13 protein-coding genes and 1 riboswitch are annotated in these 16,379 nt (G+C 55.7%); of the genes, 4 read left to right on the top strand and 9 right to left on the bottom strand.

Features of this window, described 5'->3' with window-relative positions; genetic code table 11:
• Positions 1 to 9: 9 nt before the first annotated feature.
• Positions 10 to 2,865, top strand: coding sequence for a bifunctional [glutamate--ammonia ligase]-adenylyl-L-tyrosine phosphorylase/[glutamate--ammonia-ligase] adenylyltransferase (glnE, locus tag MX657_RS19075; RefSeq protein WP_346806446.1), 2,856 nt, complete (start codon positions 10 to 12; stop codon positions 2,863 to 2,865).
• Between the two features lie 40 nt (positions 2,866 to 2,905).
• Positions 2,906 to 4,336 (top strand): bifunctional D-glycero-beta-D-manno-heptose-7-phosphate kinase/D-glycero-beta-D-manno-heptose 1-phosphate adenylyltransferase HldE, encoded by a 1,431-nt coding sequence (gene hldE / locus MX657_RS19070; RefSeq protein ID WP_346806444.1) that lies wholly within the window; start codon positions 2,906 to 2,908, stop codon positions 4,334 to 4,336.
• Positions 4,337 to 4,415: 79 nt separating this feature from the next.
• Here the strand turns inward: hldE and ubiK are convergent, their stop codons facing one another.
• Positions 4,416 to 4,712: a ubiquinone biosynthesis accessory factor UbiK gene (ubiK, locus tag MX657_RS19065; RefSeq protein WP_045371366.1), complete on the bottom strand. Its 297-nt coding sequence runs from the start codon at positions 4,710 to 4,712 to the stop codon at positions 4,416 to 4,418.
• Between the two features lie 120 nt (positions 4,713 to 4,832).
• A riboswitch (FMN riboswitch) is annotated at positions 4,833 to 4,983 on the top strand.
• A 105-nt stretch (positions 4,984 to 5,088) separates the two neighbouring features.
• Here ubiK and ribB point away from each other — a divergent pair.
• Positions 5,089 to 5,742 carry a 3,4-dihydroxy-2-butanone-4-phosphate synthase gene (gene ribB, locus MX657_RS19060; RefSeq protein WP_080328233.1) on the top strand — a complete coding sequence of 218 codons (654 nt, stop codon included), beginning with the start codon at positions 5,089 to 5,091 and terminating at the stop codon, positions 5,740 to 5,742.
• Positions 5,743 to 5,787: 45 nt separating this feature from the next.
• Here ribB and MX657_RS19055 read toward each other — a convergent pair whose 3' ends face one another.
• The 5 genes from MX657_RS19055 to zupT all read right to left on the bottom strand — a co-directional run bounded on the left by MX657_RS19055 (position 5,788) and on the right by zupT (position 11,783).
• Positions 5,788 to 6,849: a type 1 fimbrial protein gene (locus MX657_RS19055; protein WP_346806442.1), complete on the bottom strand. Its 1,062-nt coding sequence runs from the start codon at positions 6,847 to 6,849 to the stop codon at positions 5,788 to 5,790.
• Positions 6,833 to 7,594 (bottom strand): fimbrial biogenesis chaperone, encoded by a 762-nt coding sequence (locus MX657_RS19050; protein WP_333017114.1) that lies wholly within the window; start codon positions 7,592 to 7,594, stop codon positions 6,833 to 6,835. The genes MX657_RS19055 and MX657_RS19050 overlap by 17 nt, the downstream gene beginning before the upstream one ends.
• A gap of 9 nt (positions 7,595 to 7,603) precedes the next feature.
• Entirely contained in the window at positions 7,604 to 10,045 is a 2,442-nt protein-coding gene (locus MX657_RS19045) for a fimbria/pilus outer membrane usher protein (RefSeq protein WP_346806441.1), read from the bottom strand.
• Positions 10,046 to 10,115: 70 nt separating this feature from the next.
• Positions 10,116 to 10,676 carry a fimbrial protein gene (locus MX657_RS19040; RefSeq protein ID WP_080328230.1) on the bottom strand — a complete coding sequence of 187 codons (561 nt, stop codon included), beginning with the start codon at positions 10,674 to 10,676 and terminating at the stop codon, positions 10,116 to 10,118.
• Positions 10,677 to 11,009: 333 nt separating this feature from the next.
• Positions 11,010 to 11,783, bottom strand: coding sequence for a zinc transporter ZupT (gene zupT, locus MX657_RS19035; RefSeq protein ID WP_346806439.1), 774 nt, complete (start codon positions 11,781 to 11,783; stop codon positions 11,010 to 11,012).
• A gap of 130 nt (positions 11,784 to 11,913) precedes the next feature.
• On the opposite strand from zupT, the gene ygiD reads away from it, so the two are divergent.
• Positions 11,914 to 12,702: a 4,5-DOPA dioxygenase extradiol gene (ygiD, locus tag MX657_RS19030; protein WP_252002283.1), complete on the top strand. Its 789-nt coding sequence runs from the start codon at positions 11,914 to 11,916 to the stop codon at positions 12,700 to 12,702.
• 81 nt (positions 12,703 to 12,783) lie between these two features.
• Here ygiD and MX657_RS19025 read toward each other — a convergent pair whose 3' ends face one another.
• The 3 genes from MX657_RS19025 to tolC all read right to left on the bottom strand — a co-directional run bounded on the left by MX657_RS19025 (position 12,784) and on the right by tolC (position 16,252).
• Positions 12,784 to 13,944 carry a glutathionylspermidine synthase family protein gene (locus MX657_RS19025; protein ID WP_346806437.1) on the bottom strand — a complete coding sequence of 387 codons (1,161 nt, stop codon included), beginning with the start codon at positions 13,942 to 13,944 and terminating at the stop codon, positions 12,784 to 12,786.
• Positions 13,945 to 13,946: 2 nt separating this feature from the next.
• Positions 13,947 to 14,612 (bottom strand): DUF1190 family protein, encoded by a 666-nt coding sequence (locus tag MX657_RS19020; protein WP_080328226.1) that lies wholly within the window; start codon positions 14,610 to 14,612, stop codon positions 13,947 to 13,949.
• A gap of 161 nt (positions 14,613 to 14,773) precedes the next feature.
• On the bottom strand, positions 14,774 to 16,252 hold the full coding sequence (tolC, locus tag MX657_RS19015; RefSeq protein ID WP_119916401.1) for an outer membrane channel protein TolC: 1,479 nt from the start codon (positions 16,250 to 16,252) through the stop codon (positions 14,774 to 14,776).
• Positions 16,253 to 16,379 lie beyond the last annotated feature (127 nt).

The following is a 16,379-nucleotide window of genomic DNA, read 5'->3' as shown; positions in this document are numbered from 1 at the left end:
ACCCCTGATATGCCGCTTTCTTCGCAGTTACAGCAGCACTGGCAGACCGTTTGCGAACGTCTGCCCGAGTCGTTACCCGCGTCATCGTTAAGCGAGCAGGCGAAAAGCGTGCTCACGTTCAGTGATTTTGTGCAGGAGAGCGTCAGCGCCAACCCGGACTGGCTGGCGGAGCTGGAAAGCGCGCCGCCGCAGGCTGACGAGTGGCGACATTATGCTGGCTGGCTGCAAACCGCGCTGGCAGAGGTGGCGGATGAAGCCACGCTGATGCGCGTCCTGCGTCAGTTCCGTCGCCGGGTGATGGTGCGCATTGCCTGGGCGCAGGCGCTGGAGCTGGTGAGCGAAGAGAGCACCTTGCAGCAGCTGAGCGAGCTGGCGCAGACGCTGATTGTCGCCGCGCGGGACTGGCTCTACGACGCCTGCTGTAAAGAGTGGGGCACGCCGTGCAGCGACGAAGGGGTTCCGCAGCCACTGTTGATTATGGGGATGGGCAAGCTGGGCGGCTGTGAGCTGAACTTCTCCTCCGATATCGACCTGATCTTTGCCTGGCCAGAGAACGGCTCCACGCGCGGCGGTCGTCGCGAGCTGGATAACGCTCAGTTCTTTACCCGCCTCGGCCAGCGTCTGATTAAGGCGCTGGACCAGCCGACGCAGGACGGCTTTGTTTACCGCGTCGACATGCGTCTGCGCCCGTTTGGCGACAGCGGTCCGCTGGTGCTGAGCTTCGCCGCGCTGGAAGACTATTACCAGGAACAGGGGCGCGACTGGGAACGCTACGCGATGGTCAAAGCGCGGATCATGGGGGACGGCGACGATACCTGGGCTAACGAGCTGCGCGCCATGCTGCGCCCGTTCGTGTTCCGCCGCTACATTGACTTCAGCGTGATCCAGTCCCTGCGCAATATGAAAGGAATGATTGCCCGCGAGGTGCGCCGTCGCGGTCTGAAGGACAACATCAAGCTTGGCGCGGGCGGCATCCGCGAAATCGAATTTATCGTCCAGGTCTTCCAGCTTATTCGCGGCGGGCGCGAGCCGTCGCTGCAGTCTCGTTCATTGCTGCCGACGCTGTCCGCCATTGAGCAGCTTCACCTGCTGCCGGATGGTGACGCGCAAACGCTGCGCGAGGCCTATCTTTTCCTGCGCCGTCTGGAGAATTTGCTGCAAAGCATTAACGACGAACAGACCCAGACCTTGCCGGGTGACGAGTTAAACCGAGCGCGCCTGGCCTGGGGGATGCGCGTGGACGACTGGGCGGCGTTGACCGAAAAGCTGGACGTTCACATGGCGGGCGTGCGCCGCATCTTCAACGATCTGATTGGCGACGACGAAAGTGAATCGCCGGACGATGCGCTTTCCGAACACTGGCGCGAGCTGTGGCAGGATGCGCTTCAGGAAGATGACACCACGCCGGTGCTGACGCACTTAAGCGACGATGCCCGCCATCGTGTGGTGGCGTTGATTGCCGATTTCCGCCTTGAGCTGAACAAACGCGCCATTGGCCCGCGCGGTCGTCAGGTGCTGGATCACCTGATGCCGCATCTGCTCAGCGAGGTGTGCTCGCGCGAAGACGCGCCGGTGCCGCTGTCGCGCATGATGCCGCTCCTGAGCGGGATTATCACGCGTACCACCTACCTTGAACTGCTGAGTGAGTTTCCGGGGGCACTGAAGCACCTGATTACCCTCTGCGCCGCGTCGCCAATGGTGGCCAACAAGCTGGCGCGCTACCCGCTGCTGCTGGATGAACTGCTCGACCCGAACACGCTCTACCAGCCAACGGCGACGGATGCCTATCGTGACGAACTGCGTCAGTACCTGCTGCGCGTGCCGGAAGAAGATGAAGAGCAGCAGCTTGAAGCGCTGCGCCAGTTTAAGCAGGCGCAGATGCTGCGCGTGGCGGCGGCGGATATTGCCGGCACGCTGCCGGTGATGAAAGTGAGCGATCACTTAACCTGGCTGGCGGAGGCGATTATCGACGCGGTTGTCCATCAGGCGTGGGTGCAGATGGTGGCCCGCTACGGCCAGCCAAAACATCTTGCCGACCGTGAAGGCCGTGGTTTTGCGGTGGTGGGTTACGGCAAGCTGGGCGGCTGGGAGCTGGGCTACAGCTCCGATCTGGATCTGATCTTCCTGCACGACTGCCCGGCCGACGTGATAACCGACGGCGAGCGTGAAATCGACGGGCGTCAGTTCTACCTCCGCCTGGCCCAGCGCATTATGCACCTGTTCAGCACCCGCACTTCGTCAGGCATTCTGTACGAAGTGGATGCGCGGCTGCGCCCGTCCGGCGCGGCGGGCATGCTGGTTACCTCGACGGAATCTTTTGCCGATTACCAGAAGAACGAAGCCTGGACGTGGGAGCATCAGGCGCTGGTGCGCGCCCGCGTGGTGTACGGCGATCCGCAGTTGCACGCGCAGTTCGATGCGATCCGCAGGGAGGTTATGACCACCCCGCGCGAAGGCAGCACGCTGCAGACGGAAGTGCGGGAAATGCGGGAAAAAATGCGCGCCCATCTCGGCAATAAGCATCGCGATCGCTTTGATATCAAAGCTGATGAGGGCGGAATTACCGATATAGAATTTATCACTCAGTATCTGGTGCTCCTGCACGCTCACGATAAACCGAAGCTGACGCGCTGGTCCGATAACGTGCGCATTCTGGAACTGCTGGCGCAGAACGACATTATGGATGAGCAGGAGGCGCAGGCCTTAACCCGCGCCTACACGACGCTGCGCGATGAGCTTCACCACCTGGCGCTGCAGGAACAGCCGGGGCACGTGGCGCTGGACTGTTTTGCTCATGAACGTGCCCAGGTAAAGGCCAGCTGGCAGAAGTGGCTGGTGGAACCGTGCGTAACAAATCAAGTGTGATATTATCGCGCGCAAATTGTGAATCTTTCTGGAGTCAGGAATGAAAGTAACACTGCCAGAGTTTGAACGTGCTGGAGTTATGGTTGTCGGGGATGTGATGCTGGATCGCTACTGGTATGGGCCGACCAGCCGTATCTCTCCGGAAGCACCGGTGCCGGTGGTTAAGGTCGATACCATTGAAGAGCGTCCTGGCGGCGCGGCAAACGTGGCGATGAACATAGCCTCGCTGGGCGCGCATTCGCGTCTGGTGGGCCTGACCGGCATTGACGATGCGGCGCGTGCGCTGAGCCAGTCGCTGGCGGACGTGAACGTGAAGTGCGACTTCGTTTCTGTTCCCTCGCACCCGACCATCACCAAGCTGCGCGTGCTGTCGCGAAACCAGCAGCTGATCCGCCTCGACTTTGAAGAAGGGTTCGAAGGCGTTGATCCTGAGCCGCTGCACGAGCGCATCAACCAGGCGCTGGACAATATCGGCGCGCTGGTGCTGTCTGATTACGCCAAAGGCGCGCTGGCGAGCGTGCAGACGATGATCCAGCTGGCGCGTAAAGCCAGCGTGCCGGTGCTCATCGACCCGAAAGGCACCGATTTCGAGCGCTATCGCGGCGCGACGCTGCTGACGCCAAACCTCTCTGAGTTTGAAGCGGTGGCGGGCAAGTGCAAAACCGAGGAAGAGCTGGTTGAGCGCGGCATGAAAATCATCGCTGATTTCGAGCTGTCCGCGCTGCTGGTAACTCGCTCCGAGCAGGGGATGACGCTGCTGCAGCCGGGCAAAGCGCCGCTGCATATGCCAACCCAGGCGCAGGAAGTGTACGACGTGACCGGTGCCGGTGATACGGTGATTGGCGTGCTGGCGGCGACGCTGGCGGCGGGGAACTCGCTGGAAGAAGCGTGCTACTTTGCTAACGCCGCGGCGGGTGTGGTCGTCGGTAAACTGGGTACTTCAACCGTTTCGCCAATCGAGCTGGAAAACGCGGTGCGCGGTCGCGCCGATACCGGTTTTGGTGTGATGACCGAAGACGAGCTGAAGGTGGCCGTTGCCGCCGCGCGCAAGCGTGGCGAAAAAGTGGTGATGACCAACGGTGTGTTTGACATTCTACATGCGGGCCACGTTTCGTACCTGGCGAACGCGCGCAAGCTGGGCGATCGTCTGATTGTGGCGGTCAACAGCGATGCGTCGACCAAACGCCTGAAGGGAGAAACGCGTCCGGTGAACCCGCTGGAGCAGCGCATGATCGTGCTCGGCGCGCTGGAAGCGGTGGACTGGGTGGTGTCGTTTGAAGAAGATACCCCGCAGCGCCTGATTGCCGGCATTCTGCCTGACCTGCTGGTAAAAGGTGGGGATTACAAGCCGGAGCAAATCGCAGGTAGCGAAGAGGTCTGGGCCAACGGCGGTGAAGTGATGGTGCTCAACTTTGAGGACGGGTGTTCAACCACCAACATCATCAAGAAGATCCAGAAAGACAGTCAGTAAAAAAAACGGGCCAGTTGGCCCGTTCGTTTTTCTCCCTCTCCCAAAGGGAGAGGGCTGGGATGAGGGCATCAGGCCGCAGTTATGCCTGGTCATCCACCGGTGGAATAGCCGGAGCCGGCTTCACTTCTTCCGGCGCATTACGGTTTTCCAGCTCGCTCAGACGCTGTTCCAGCAGCGCCAGCTTCTCGCGGGTGCGCAGCAGAACCTGGGTCTGCACGTCAAACTCTTCGCGGCTGACTAAATCAAGGCGAACCAACTGCGCCTGCAGCGTCTGGCGGATTTTCTTCTCTACGTCATCACCAAATTCACGAATGCCTTTCGGCATGGACTCATGAACCTGACGCGCGATCTGCTCAATTTTCTTTGGGTCAATCATTGTCGTTTCCCTTGATGAAAAGGTGTTAGTGCCTATTGTAGCGCGTCATGCCGCGGGTTAAACAAAATTGTTTGAAGCTTATGCATTGCCCAGGGTAATCAATAGCGTTATAGTTATCTCGCTTATTCTCAGGGCGGGGCGAAATTCCCCACCGGCGGTAAATCAGCTTAACGCTGAAAGCCCGCGAGCGCTTTGGGTGAATTCTCAAAGGTCAGCAGATCCGGTGTAATTCCGGGGCCGACGGTTAAAGTCCGGATGGGAGAGAGTAACGATCCAGTCGGGCATGGCCCGCTCACGTTATTTTTTTGCCGCTTGTACGGCGCTCCTAAGACTGCCCTGATTCTGGTAACCATAATGTTAATGAGGTTTTTTTACCATGAATCAGACGCTACTTTCCTCTTTTGGCACTTCAATTCAACGTGTTGAACACGCACTGGATGCACTGCGGGAAGGCCGCGGTGTGATGGTGCTTGACGATGAAAACCGTGAAAACGAAGGCGACATGATTTTTGCCGCCGAAAACATGACCGTTGAGCAGATGGCGCTGACCATCCGTCACGGTAGCGGCATCGTATGCCTGTGTATCACCGAAGACCGTCGCCAGCAGCTTGAACTGCCGATGATGGTTGAGAACAATACCAGCGCCTTCGGGACCGGTTTTACCGTAACCATTGAAGCGGCGCATGGCGTAACTACCGGCGTGTCGGCGGCTGACCGTTTGACCACCGTACGTGCAGCGATTGCCGACGGTGCTAAACCCTCCGACCTGCACCGTCCTGGCCACGTTTTCCCGCTGCGCGCGCAGCCTGGCGGCGTGCTGACCCGCGGTGGTCATACCGAAGCGACTATCGATCTGGTCACGCTGGCTGGCTTCAAGCCTGCAGGCGTACTGTGCGAGCTGACCAATGATGATGGCACCATGGCGCGTGCGCCAGAGTGCATCACCTTTGCGCGTCTGCACAACATGCCGGTAGTGACAATTGAAGATCTGGTGGAGTATCGCCAGGCGCACGAGCGCAAAGCCAGCTGAAAGGGCTGATGTGAAAAAAGCCGGGGAAACCCGGCTTTTTTGTCTTTAGTGATAGTTAATTTTGAACAGCACCACCGTTTCGAACGGGCCGGACTGGATCGCTTTTCCTTCGACCGGCGACAGCTCTGCTGTGTACGTTTGCTCGTATTGCAGGGTGCTGCCCGTAAAATCGGCATATTCTTCATAATGGTTGAAGGTATAAGGCTGAGTGCCATTCAGTATTCGCAACTTCAGGCCATTTCCAATGAGTAATGCCGTGTCATCAGCGGTGAGGGATTCAGTGGTATAGAACGACGAGTCCATTTTGAATCCATCTGAGCACTGCGCGTCCTGCACCTTGGTCGTTTTCACCGAAAAGATCCGTGTACGTGTCTGTTGATTCACCATATCGCGCGCGCTGAAGGTGCCAAAATCAATCTCCTGGTTTTCCGGGAAAATACTGAAGGTCGCCCCACAGTCCAGCACGGTGATGTTTTGCAGACCGTTGATGTGATATTTGAGGTTTTTCGCATCCGCCATCTGGTTAACGCCGCCCTTACCGTCAAACTGGACAACGATGTAATCACTCAGCGAGCTGACGTAGCCGTGGGGCGGTATCGTTTTGATTTTAACGTATAAGCGCAAGCGAGCAACAAAAGTGCGCGAGGTATGGATATCATCCGGGTTACCGGAACAGATTCGATTTTCCCATCCCATTTGTCGGATCTGGTCAGGGGTATAAATTGTGATGTTTTGATTGTCCAGACACTGTCGGGTATCGACGCCGTTGGGCTGGCCTGTTGCATCGTAGTCTATCCCTTCATAGGTTACACCAAGTTCATAATAGGGATCGGTGGTTGAAGGATAAGGATTCACCCAGCCAAAAATATCCTCAGGTTCAAAGCTGCTTGTGACATTGTGGTCGCAAGTCACCGGGATTTTGATGTCATCCGACTCCCAGATTTTTTCACCCACCTGCGCATTGCTGGGAATAGCAAACGGCGAGATCGTTTTGGCCTCTTCAACGGGACCGCCGGAGCCACCCAGATAGCAGTCGAGCGCCAGCGCCTCTTTTAACGGCAGCACAGAGAGCAGCAGCATAAACAGCAGGTTAGCGAGCTTTCGCATCTTTTTCGATCTTCCGTTCGCTGAGCGTACACTTCGCCGTTCCTGCGCACTGCACGTCGACTTTTTTCAGGGCACCGTAGTCGTCGATATAGCCGATGCTGTAATAATTACCGTGGTAGCCACCCGTGGAGGTCGTCGCCGTCGCGAAGGGGGCAATCATCAGGCTGTCAAAGCCCGGCAGCATGGTTTTCGCATTCTTGCTGAGCCACGCCAGAGTGATGTAATACGGCGTCGGATTATGCACGGTCAGCCCTTTCGCATTGGCCGAAATTTCCATACGCATTTCCGCCTGCTCGCCTGACTTTTTGGTGATGGCTTTAGGACGCCAGAACAGTTTGATCCTGCTCTGCATCGCCACCTGCATGACGCTGCGCTCATCGCTGGCGCTGGTGCTTTTCGGCGGTACTTCGCGCAGGTTGAAGTAAAACAGGGATTCCCTGTCCTTCGGCAGCTGGCTGGTGGCGGCCTGCTTAACGATCCTGACCTGCGACGCGGAGCCCGCTTCGATGCGCTGAATCGGAGGAAGCGCCATGAAGTGCGTATCCTCCTTACGACCTTTTTCATCTTCAATCCAGGAGAGCGCCAGATAGGGCAGCGCTTTGCTCTGATTTTCAATCTTCAGGCTGCTGGCCTTATCGCTTTCCGGAAAAACAATGCGCGTGCGGTCCAGGTTAACGGCTGCGTGGCTGGCAAATGCGGTGCTGAGCAGCATCAGGCACAGGCTTTTGAGTGGGGTGAGTTTCATCATGGTTTCTTACTGACATGGCAGTATCAACTGCATACTGTTTTCAAGGTGTGAAGGTAACGCGAAGCGACACTGTTGATTGTCCCCCCACGTTACGCGGAACTGTTGTTCTGGCTCTACGGCGCCCAGCCAGACGTGGCCATCATCGGCAACCATCCCAATCTGTCGGTCATTTTCCAGCAGATGAACCGTCGCACCCAGCGGCGGTGTGCCGGACGGCGTGCGTAAGATGCCCGTGACATCGTTTCCTGCACGAGTGGCAATCTGACGGTATCCGATGGCGCCTTCTGTCCAGGTTGAGGTCACCACGCGGGTGTCTACGTCCACGCCATCGGGCAGATTATTCATATTGACCTGCACGCTGGAGGGCGAATAGCTGGAAATAGACGGTAAAACGCCAATGCCGAACCGGTTGGTTTCATCCCGCGACATGTTCAGCGGAATGTTACCCACGCCGTCGGTACTGACCATCACGCGCGGCTCGTTACCGTAACTGCGACGGTGCAGCGCAGCGCCTCTGGCCGTTGAGGTAAAGGATCCATTCCAGCTGGCGCTCAGGGAGTTGTATTCATGAGCCTTATAACTCCCGGAAAGATTCAGATCGCCATAAGGGGAATAATGCTGATAGTTGCCGCTTACCTGCGCGCCTGCATCTGACTTCTCGCTCTCGGTGCCTGCTGAAACGCCCCAGGTATTATTGCGATCTGATGTGTCATACCACGAGACGTTCTGGCTCAGGCTGTCGCTGTTGCGCAGGTCATAATTCAGACGATGATCGGGATCGAGCGGGACGCTCAGCGAGAGGTAGAACTGTGTATCGTCGTCTTCGTCTTCATAGTGCGTTTTACTCCATGACACGGTGACGCCCAGGTTTTTCCAGCGCCCTATGTCAAAGTTATAGCCTGCGGTCACGCTGCCCGTCGTGGAGGGCGAATCGTCCCACCAGGTCTGGCGCAGCATGTTTACATAGAGGTTGAGCGATAACGCAGAAATGTACTGGCTGGCCGTCACGCTGAGCGTTTGCTTCTCAGACTGGCGGTCGCCGTTGTCATCATCCAGAAAACGGGCATAGCTCAGGAACTGCGGGTCTGAGTAGCGATAGCTGGCGAGCGTAAGCTGGCTGCCGGTGGTATCGAAACGCTTACTGTAGTTAAAACGGTAGCTGTAACCGGTTTGGCTGGTCTGATAAGGCAACTGGCTGGTTGCCTGAGTCACGTCAAATGAGAGGGCACCCAGGTACTCCATGTTTTGCCCGATCCCGGCGGCGATGGAGCGGTAATGATCGCCATCGGCGAGCGTACCGCCATAAAGGGACGTCTGAGACAGCATCCCCCAGGAGAATTCGCCGCTCATAAACGCATTATCTTCAACGTCATGGGAGGCATCTTTGCGTGCTTTCCCGCCTGCCAGCTTATAGCGAACCTGACCTTTGCGTGTTAAAAACGGCACGGATTCCGCCGAGACCTGGAAAGTGCTGACGCGCCCGTCTTCTTCCGTCACTTTGACGTCCAGCGTGCCCTGTACCGACTGGTTAAGATCCTGAATAACAAACGGTCCTGGCGGAACTTTGCTTTGATAAATCACACGATCGGCAAGGCTGACCGTTACCGTGGCGTTGGTTTGCGCGATCCCGGTAATTTGCGGCGCGTAGCCACGCAGGGACCATGGCAGCATGCGTTCATCGCTAATCAGGGAGGCGCCGGTATAGGTGAAAGCATCAAAAATGGCGGACTGAAAATCGGTTTCGCCCAGGGTCAATTTCGCGCCGAGCGAAGGCAGGGGGCGGAACATGTAAACACGCGAAAAGCGCCCGTCATGTTCAGAACCGGCATCGGTATGCGTTTGCGTGTACTGATAATCGCTGCGCAACCGCCACGCGCCCATATTGGCACCTGCGGTCCCGTAGGTGTTGGCGTTATCTGAGGATGAGCCATTATCGGGCTGGTAATGGCTGGCGAACAGGTTGTAATCCAGCAATACGCCTGGGACGCCGTTGTCCCAGGTGGAAGGCGGCATCCAGTCTGCGGCGCGGTACTGTAGCCATGCCTGTGGGATGGTCACTTTTAGCGTTTGGGTGGCTTGCTCAAATTTAAAGGTAATATCGGGCCTGGAGGCGAAATCAATGCACCCGTCCTTTTCCGGCAAGGCATCACGAATATTCTCTTTTAACGCAAAGGTATCAGCCAGCTCAGGAGGAATACATACCTGTACGGAATTATTAATCTCTTTCCAGTTAAGCTGCCAGCCGTTAGCCAAAGGTGCGTCGTTTATTGAAACGGTAACGAAATAGTTTCCGGGGATGACGGAAGTTTCATCTTTAAAGAGGGAGAGATCGACGCTTCCTCGCTGGTCTTTATCAATGGCGTTGATATTAAACTCAGTGGCGGAGGTGATTTTCGTCATTAACAGGGATGCAATGATGAGTACTGATAGTAATTTATATGTCATCATCCTGTTACTCAAAGTAATATAACGGACCGACTGACGCCTTAAGTCAGTCGGTCTATTTTGCTGCGTGCTCTTATTTGTACATCAGAACATAGTTAGCGGTGGCTTCAACCTGGCCGGCAGTGGCGGTTTTACCGGCAGGAACTTCCATTAACGCTTTAAAGTGCAGTGTCTGGGTGGTGGAGCCAGCCAGAAGATCGACTTCATTAGGCTCGCCCAGCGTAATGTTGGATTCAGCGTTATCCAGCAAACGAACACCCACGTTCTGTGCGCCGCTGGCATAGGTGTTGGTCATGAGACTGGTGTCAGTCGCGTCTGTTGCTGCGCTGGTGAAGGTAACATCAACTTTGGTAATTGGTGTGTCGGTCTCATCCGCCGGATCGTCAAGCTGGCAGTTTTCCAGGTTGATATCAACCGGAACCGCGGTAGACTTTTTGTTGGCATTGATTACGGCAGTGGTCACTTCACCCAGGTCAACTTCTTTGTCAACGCTGTCAGGTGCGATGCTGCATGGCGCATCAATAACAACGCCTTTAAATTTGATTTTGCCTGACCCCTGGTCTTCAGCAAAAGCAGAACCCGATACAATGGCAGCCATAGCAACCGCTAACAGTACTTTTTTACCCATATACATGAAAATATCCTTTTTCAAATGAATTCATACTCTGAATATTAATTTCAGGATGCGAACCAAGTATACGGGAGGAAGAAGAGATAATGCGATTACTCTAACTTAAAGCTATTTTAAGATTGTTTTAATATATAACGCATGTTGATTGTAAGTGCGGGCTAATTCTCATAATTTAGGGGGTTGTCTGAGAGGGTTATATCAGTTTTTATTATGGAATAATGGTCATTAAAAAGGTTGCTGTAAATAGTAAATTATGTGTTGGTATAAAGATAAATAATTATATGCTTCTTTTAGTTTTGTTACCCTGCCTCCGTATTAAACGGAGGCAGGGTAACATTACCCAATACCCACAGATTGTAACAGTACCAGGCTTAACACCATCACCGACATGCCGCACAGTACGCCATAGCTGGGATTGTTATTCGGATCGATCTCTTTCGCCAGCGGCATTAGCTCATCGACGGAGAGCGCAACCATGGTCCCGGCGACGGCAGCCATAATCGCCGCCATAACGACAGGGGAAACGAGGCTTCCGAGGATCAGCCACGCCAGCAGGCCGCCAAGAATTTCGGCCATCCCGGAAATACCCGCCCAGAACACGGCGGTGCGTTTCGAGCCAGTGGCCGCATAAACCGGCCCGGCAACCGCCAGTCCTTCAGGAATATTGTGTAAGGCTACCGCCAGCGCCACGCCAAAGCCCATCTCCAGATTGCTGCTGGCCGTGACATACGTGGCGACACCTTCCGGGAAGTTGTGCAGGCTGATGCCCAGCGTCAGCAGGATCGCCGTGCGCTTGATGTTGCCCAGGATCGGGGTAACGCTTTTGTGCATTAAATCCTGAGGGTGTGCGTGGGGCAGCATACGGTCGAGCCCAAAATAGCCCAGCAGGCCGACGATGAACATGCCGTAGCCGAGTACCGGAGACATTCCCTCTGCATGAAGCGCTGCGGGCAGCATCTCCATCAGTGAAATAAGCAGCATAATACCGGCGGCGAAACCCAGCGAGAAAGCCAGAAGGCGATTGGAAGGCTTTTGTCCGAGCACGCCGAGGAACGCACCGATAAAGGTCGCGGCACCCGCAAATATGGTCAAAATCAAGGGTACTGACATGCACTCTCCTTAAGCAGTATCTGACATTCAAATTTCCTGATGATGATCTTCACGGTTATCTGCGTTCATCTTCACCTGAATGCGCGTAATGTAGAACCATCAAATTGACACCTTCTCTAAGGATATCACCATGTCTTCTTCTCGTATGCCAGCACTGTTTTTAGGCCATGGCAGCCCAATGAACGTTCTGGAAGATAACGTCTATACCCGCGCCTGGCGTCATCTGGGCGAGACGTTGCCGCGACCGAAGGCGATTGTGGTGGTGTCCGCGCACTGGTTTACCCGTGGCACTGGCGTGACGGCCATGGAAGCGCCTAAGACTATTCATGATTTCGGCGGTTTCCCGCAGGCGCTGTATGACACGCATTATCCGGCTCCCGGCTCGCCTGCGCTGGCACAGCGGCTGGTAGAGCTCCTCGCACCTGTCCCGGTTGCGCTGGACAAAGAAGCCTGGGGCTTTGACCATGGCTCGTGGGGTGTGCTGATTAAGATGTACCCGGATGCAGACATTCCGATGGTGCAGTTGAGCATCGACAGCACCAAACCGGCTTCCTGGCACCTGGAAATGGGGCGTAAGCTGGCGACCCTGCGTGATGAAGGCGTCATGCTGGTGGCAAGCGGCAACGTGGTTCATAACCTGCGTACGGCGCGCTGGCACGGTGAGAATACGCCATATCCGTGGGCGACCTCTTTCAACGATTATGTGAAAGCCAATCTGACCTGGCAGGGGCCGGGCGAGGAACATCCGCTGGTGAATTATCTTGATCACGAAGGCGGTTCGCTCTCTAACCCGACGCCGGAGCACTTCCTGCCGCTGCTGTATGTTTTAGGCGCATGGGACGGTCAGGAGCCGGTTACGATCCCGATCGACGGTATTGAGATGGGGAGTCTGAGTATGCTGTCGGTGCAGGTAGGGTAATAAAAGCAAAACGGCAACATCAGTTTGCCGTTTTTAGTGTTTGCACCCTCTCCCACGGGGAGAGGGCATCAGGCCGCAGCCTTATTCAACAAAAATATGCGGATAGAACCGTGACAGATCCTGCGTGATCAGCGCGCGATCTTCGCGAATGCCAATCCCGGCTGGTTGATCGTTGATGAGCCAGCTGCCAATCAGGGTATAGCTGTCGCCAAACTTGGGCAGTTGATAAAACTGCTGGACGATCATCCCTTCTTCACCGTACGGCCCTTCAACCGCTTCCAGCGTTTTACCGTTTTCGATAATGGAGACGTTCGCGCCTTCGCGGGAGAAGATCGGCTTAACGACGTATTTCTCCATCGGCGGGAAATCATCTTCGGCAAAGTATGCAGGCAGCAGGTTCGGGTGGTTCGGGAACATCTCCCACAGCATCGGCAGCAGGGCTTTGTTGGAGATAATGCTCTTCCACGCCGGTTCCAGCCAGCGCACGCCCGCGTCTTCCAGCTTAGTGGAGAACATCTCGCGCAGCATGTATTCCCACGGATAGAGCTTGAACAGGTTGCTGATCACCTGATCCTGCATGTCCGTAAACTGACCTTTTTCACCCAGACCGATATCTTCGATATAGAGGAATTCAGTCGCCACGTCTGCTTCGGCAGCACAGTCCTGCAGATACTGAACCGTACCGCGATCTTCTTCCGTGTCGCGACAGCAGGCAAGATGCAGCAGGTTGAAGCCAAACTGCTCGCGCAGTTCGGCAAAACGCTCAATCAGCTTTTCCTGCAGGCTGTTGAACTGATCGCTATCTTCCGGCAGGTTTCCGGCGTTCATCTGATCTTCCAGCCAAATCCACTGGAAGAATGCCGCTTCGTAAAGCGAGGTTGGCGTATCCGCGTTATTTTCTAAAAGCTTCGGCTCACCCACGCCGTCCCACGCCAGATCGAGGCGAGAGTAAAGCGATGGCTGATTCGTTTTCCACGACTGACGGACGAAACTCCAGGTGTGCTTCGGAATACGGAACTTAGTCATCAGCTCGTCGCTGTCGATGACTTTATCCACAACCTTCAGGCACATCTGGTGCAGCTGGGCCGTCACCTCTTCCAGTTTTTCCACCTGGTCGAGCGTGAGTTTGTAGTAAGCATCTTCACACCAGTACGGCTCGCCGTACATGGTGTGAAAGTTAAAACCGTATTCAGTGGCTTTTTCGCGCCAGTCCGGGCGCTCGGTGATACTGACTCGTTCCATGATCAGCCGCCCATTGAGCGAGTAGAAGTGCCTGTTGCACTACGCTGCATGCTGGTCTGTTTCGCCACAGATTCACCGAACCCACCGCGGGTGATGGTGCTGGTGGTTGCTGGCTTCGGCGCCATCGCGGTTTTCGGCACGGTCGTTGTACGGCCAGGCGTTGCTGCGCCGTAGCTTTTACCGCTGGCGTCGGTGTATTTACCGTAAGCAGGGCTGTTAGGGTTTTTCGAGCTAAAGAGCGGCTGCTGCTGGTAGCCCGCGCCGCCGCTCATCAGACGACCCATCATATAACCCGCCATTAACGGCATCCAGAAGCTGCCGCTGGACTGTGCCTGCGCCTGATTTTCTGGCGCCATGCCCGCCTGAGCAGGAGCCTGCTGGCACTGGCCTTCACCGAACTCCGCTACGCAGTCTTCGCGTGATGCATATTTTGGCGCGGTACGTTCTGCTTCTTTCAGGGCGCTGTTATAGGCAGTCGTACACTCTGCGGCTTTACCGGTGGCAGCCGAACAGTCGTCCGCGTTTTGGTACATCGAAACCGTTTCGTCGCTCTGCTCACAACCCGCCAGCATAAACACAGCGGTGATCGCAAATGCGACAGGGGTGAGATGGCGTGCGTTCCAGCTTTTGCGGAACGACGCGTGATTAATCGTTTTTGTCCGTTTCATGTTTGTCTTCCAGGACCCAGTGGTAATAACGCTCAGGATAGAGGATGAGTGGTTGAAAATGAAGCGAAGAGAGGCAGAATCAGGGGGATCTTTACGTTGGCTTACGTTCGGATGTGATTTAGATGCGCCCTCTCCCGGTGAGAGAGGGCGTGATAACAATCTTAGTTACGGAACGGATTTGTGCCTTTGCTGGCGGACGTAGTAGTACGCGCTGCCGCTGGCTGTGCAGCTGGCGCGCTGCCGTTAGCGTTGAAGTTATCAACGGCGGCAACCTGATCCGGGTTCTCTGGCGCGACGCTTTCTGGCGACGTTGAAACCGGTTTGCCCAGGGTGCTGTTCAGCATCTGCAGATCCTGCTCGTTCAGCGTACCCAAAGCCTGCTTGATGTTCAGCTGGTTAATCAGGTACTGGTAACGCGCGCTGGAGAGCTGCTGTTTCGCGTTGTACAGCGTGGTGGTCGCATCCAGCACGTCAACGATAGTACGTGTACCGACGGAGTAACCGGCTTCCATCGCGTCCAGAGAGCTCTGGGCAGACACCACGGCCTGTTTATAGGCGTTGATGCTGCTGATTGAAGCGTTCACGTTGTTGAAGGACGAACGCACGGTCTGCACCACATTGCGATGTGCGCTTTCCAGCTGCTCGCTCGCCCCAACAAAGTTGTACTGCGCCTGTTTTACCTGCGAGTTAACCATACCGCCCTGGTACAGCGGCAGGGAGAAGCTCAGGCCCACTTTGTTCTGACCCATATTGCTGTCGTCATACTGAGCAGAGTTGGTCTTGGAGCCGCTATAGGTTGTATCAGAGACGCCGGTAGACGCGCTCAGGCTCAGGGTAGGCAGGTGGCCGTCCTGCGCCTGACGAATTTGCTCGCGGGCCAGATCCTGGCTCAGACGCGCCTGCAACAACGTCAGGTTGCGGTTTTCCGCCTCTTTCAGCAGGGCGTTAACGGCCTGCGGCTTATCCGTTTTGAAGCTGTCCACGTTCAGGGAGGCCAGCTCAGGGTAGTAATTTCCGGTGACCTGACGCAGGGATTCCAGCGCGTTGTCGAGGTTGTTACGCGCGGTCACTTCGTTAGCCAGCACGGTGTCGTACTGTGAACGGGCGTTCTGCACGTCGGTGATCGCCACCAGACCCACGTTGAAGCGCTGGGTGGTTTGATCCAGCTGGCGGTAGATCGCCTGTTTCTGCGCTTCGGTGTAGGAGAGCGCGTCAATGGCGCTCAGTACGTTAAAGTACGCGGTGGCAGTATTCAGAATCAGCGTCTGCTGGTCGGTCTGATAGGTCACATCCTGAATGCCCGCGCTCTTTTCCTGCAGGGTCAGGGTACGCCATTTGGACATATCAAACAGCGTCTGTGTTAATTGCAGTGAGGCGCTGGTAGCATTGGAGTTAACGCCGTTAGCATCGCGGAAACCGTTGCTGTAGGTATAATCTGCACCTAAACCTAACTGTGGTAGCAGTGGGCTACGCGCTTCGTTAATCTTTTCAAACGCAGCATCACGATCGGCCGCTGATTTACGTAAATCAGGGTTGCCCAGACGTGCCTGCTGGTAGACCTGTAACAGGTTTTCCGCCTGGCTCATTGCACTGAAGCCCGTCAGGCTCAGGCCGATAAGGATGGGGAGCAATTTCTTCATTTGCATTCCTTGTTGTGAAGCAGTATTAGCGCTGATCTAATTAAAAAATAATTGCCGATTCTAACAGAATCATCCACACCAAAAGGTTGGCGTTACGTGCCATCTGGCGGTAATTTGCACCAATCTA

The sequence above is a fragment of the Enterobacter chuandaensis genome, from assembly GCF_039718975.1.
In the GTDB taxonomy this organism is placed as follows: domain Bacteria; phylum Pseudomonadota; class Gammaproteobacteria; order Enterobacterales; family Enterobacteriaceae; genus Enterobacter; species Enterobacter chuandaensis.
This window is presented reverse-complemented; position numbering and strand designations above follow the sequence as displayed.

Excerpts from the sequence above, each read along its gene's own strand:
- MX657_RS19040 (WP_080328230.1), bottom strand. The coding sequence starts at position 10,676 with ATGTATATGGGTAAAAAAGTACTGTTAGCGGTTGCTATGGCTGCCATT.
- MX657_RS19055 (WP_346806442.1), bottom strand. The coding sequence starts at position 6,849 with ATGCGAAAGCTCGCTAACCTGCTGTTTATGCTGCTGCTCTCTGTGCTG.
- tolC (WP_119916401.1), bottom strand. The coding sequence starts at position 16,252 with ATGAAGAAATTGCTCCCCATCCTTATCGGCCTGAGCCTGACGGGCTTC.
- ubiK (WP_045371366.1), bottom strand. The coding sequence starts at position 4,712 with ATGATTGACCCAAAGAAAATTGAGCAGATCGCGCGTCAGGTTCATGAG.
- MX657_RS19045 (WP_346806441.1), bottom strand. The coding sequence starts at position 10,045 with ATGATGACATATAAATTACTATCAGTACTCATCATTGCATCCCTGTTA.
- glnE (WP_346806446.1), top strand. The coding sequence starts at position 10 with ATGCCGCTTTCTTCGCAGTTACAGCAGCACTGGCAGACCGTTTGCGAA.
- MX657_RS19020 (WP_080328226.1), bottom strand. The coding sequence starts at position 14,612 with ATGAAACGGACAAAAACGATTAATCACGCGTCGTTCCGCAAAAGCTGG.
- zupT (WP_346806439.1), bottom strand. The coding sequence starts at position 11,783 with ATGTCAGTACCCTTGATTTTGACCATATTTGCGGGTGCCGCGACCTTT.
- hldE (WP_346806444.1), top strand. The coding sequence starts at position 2,906 with ATGAAAGTAACACTGCCAGAGTTTGAACGTGCTGGAGTTATGGTTGTC.
- ribB (WP_080328233.1), top strand. The coding sequence starts at position 5,089 with ATGAATCAGACGCTACTTTCCTCTTTTGGCACTTCAATTCAACGTGTT.
- MX657_RS19050 (WP_333017114.1), bottom strand. The coding sequence starts at position 7,594 with ATGAAACTCACCCCACTCAAAAGCCTGTGCCTGATGCTGCTCAGCACC.
- MX657_RS19025 (WP_346806437.1), bottom strand. The coding sequence starts at position 13,944 with ATGGAACGAGTCAGTATCACCGAGCGCCCGGACTGGCGCGAAAAAGCC.
- ygiD (WP_252002283.1), top strand. The coding sequence starts at position 11,914 with ATGTCTTCTTCTCGTATGCCAGCACTGTTTTTAGGCCATGGCAGCCCA.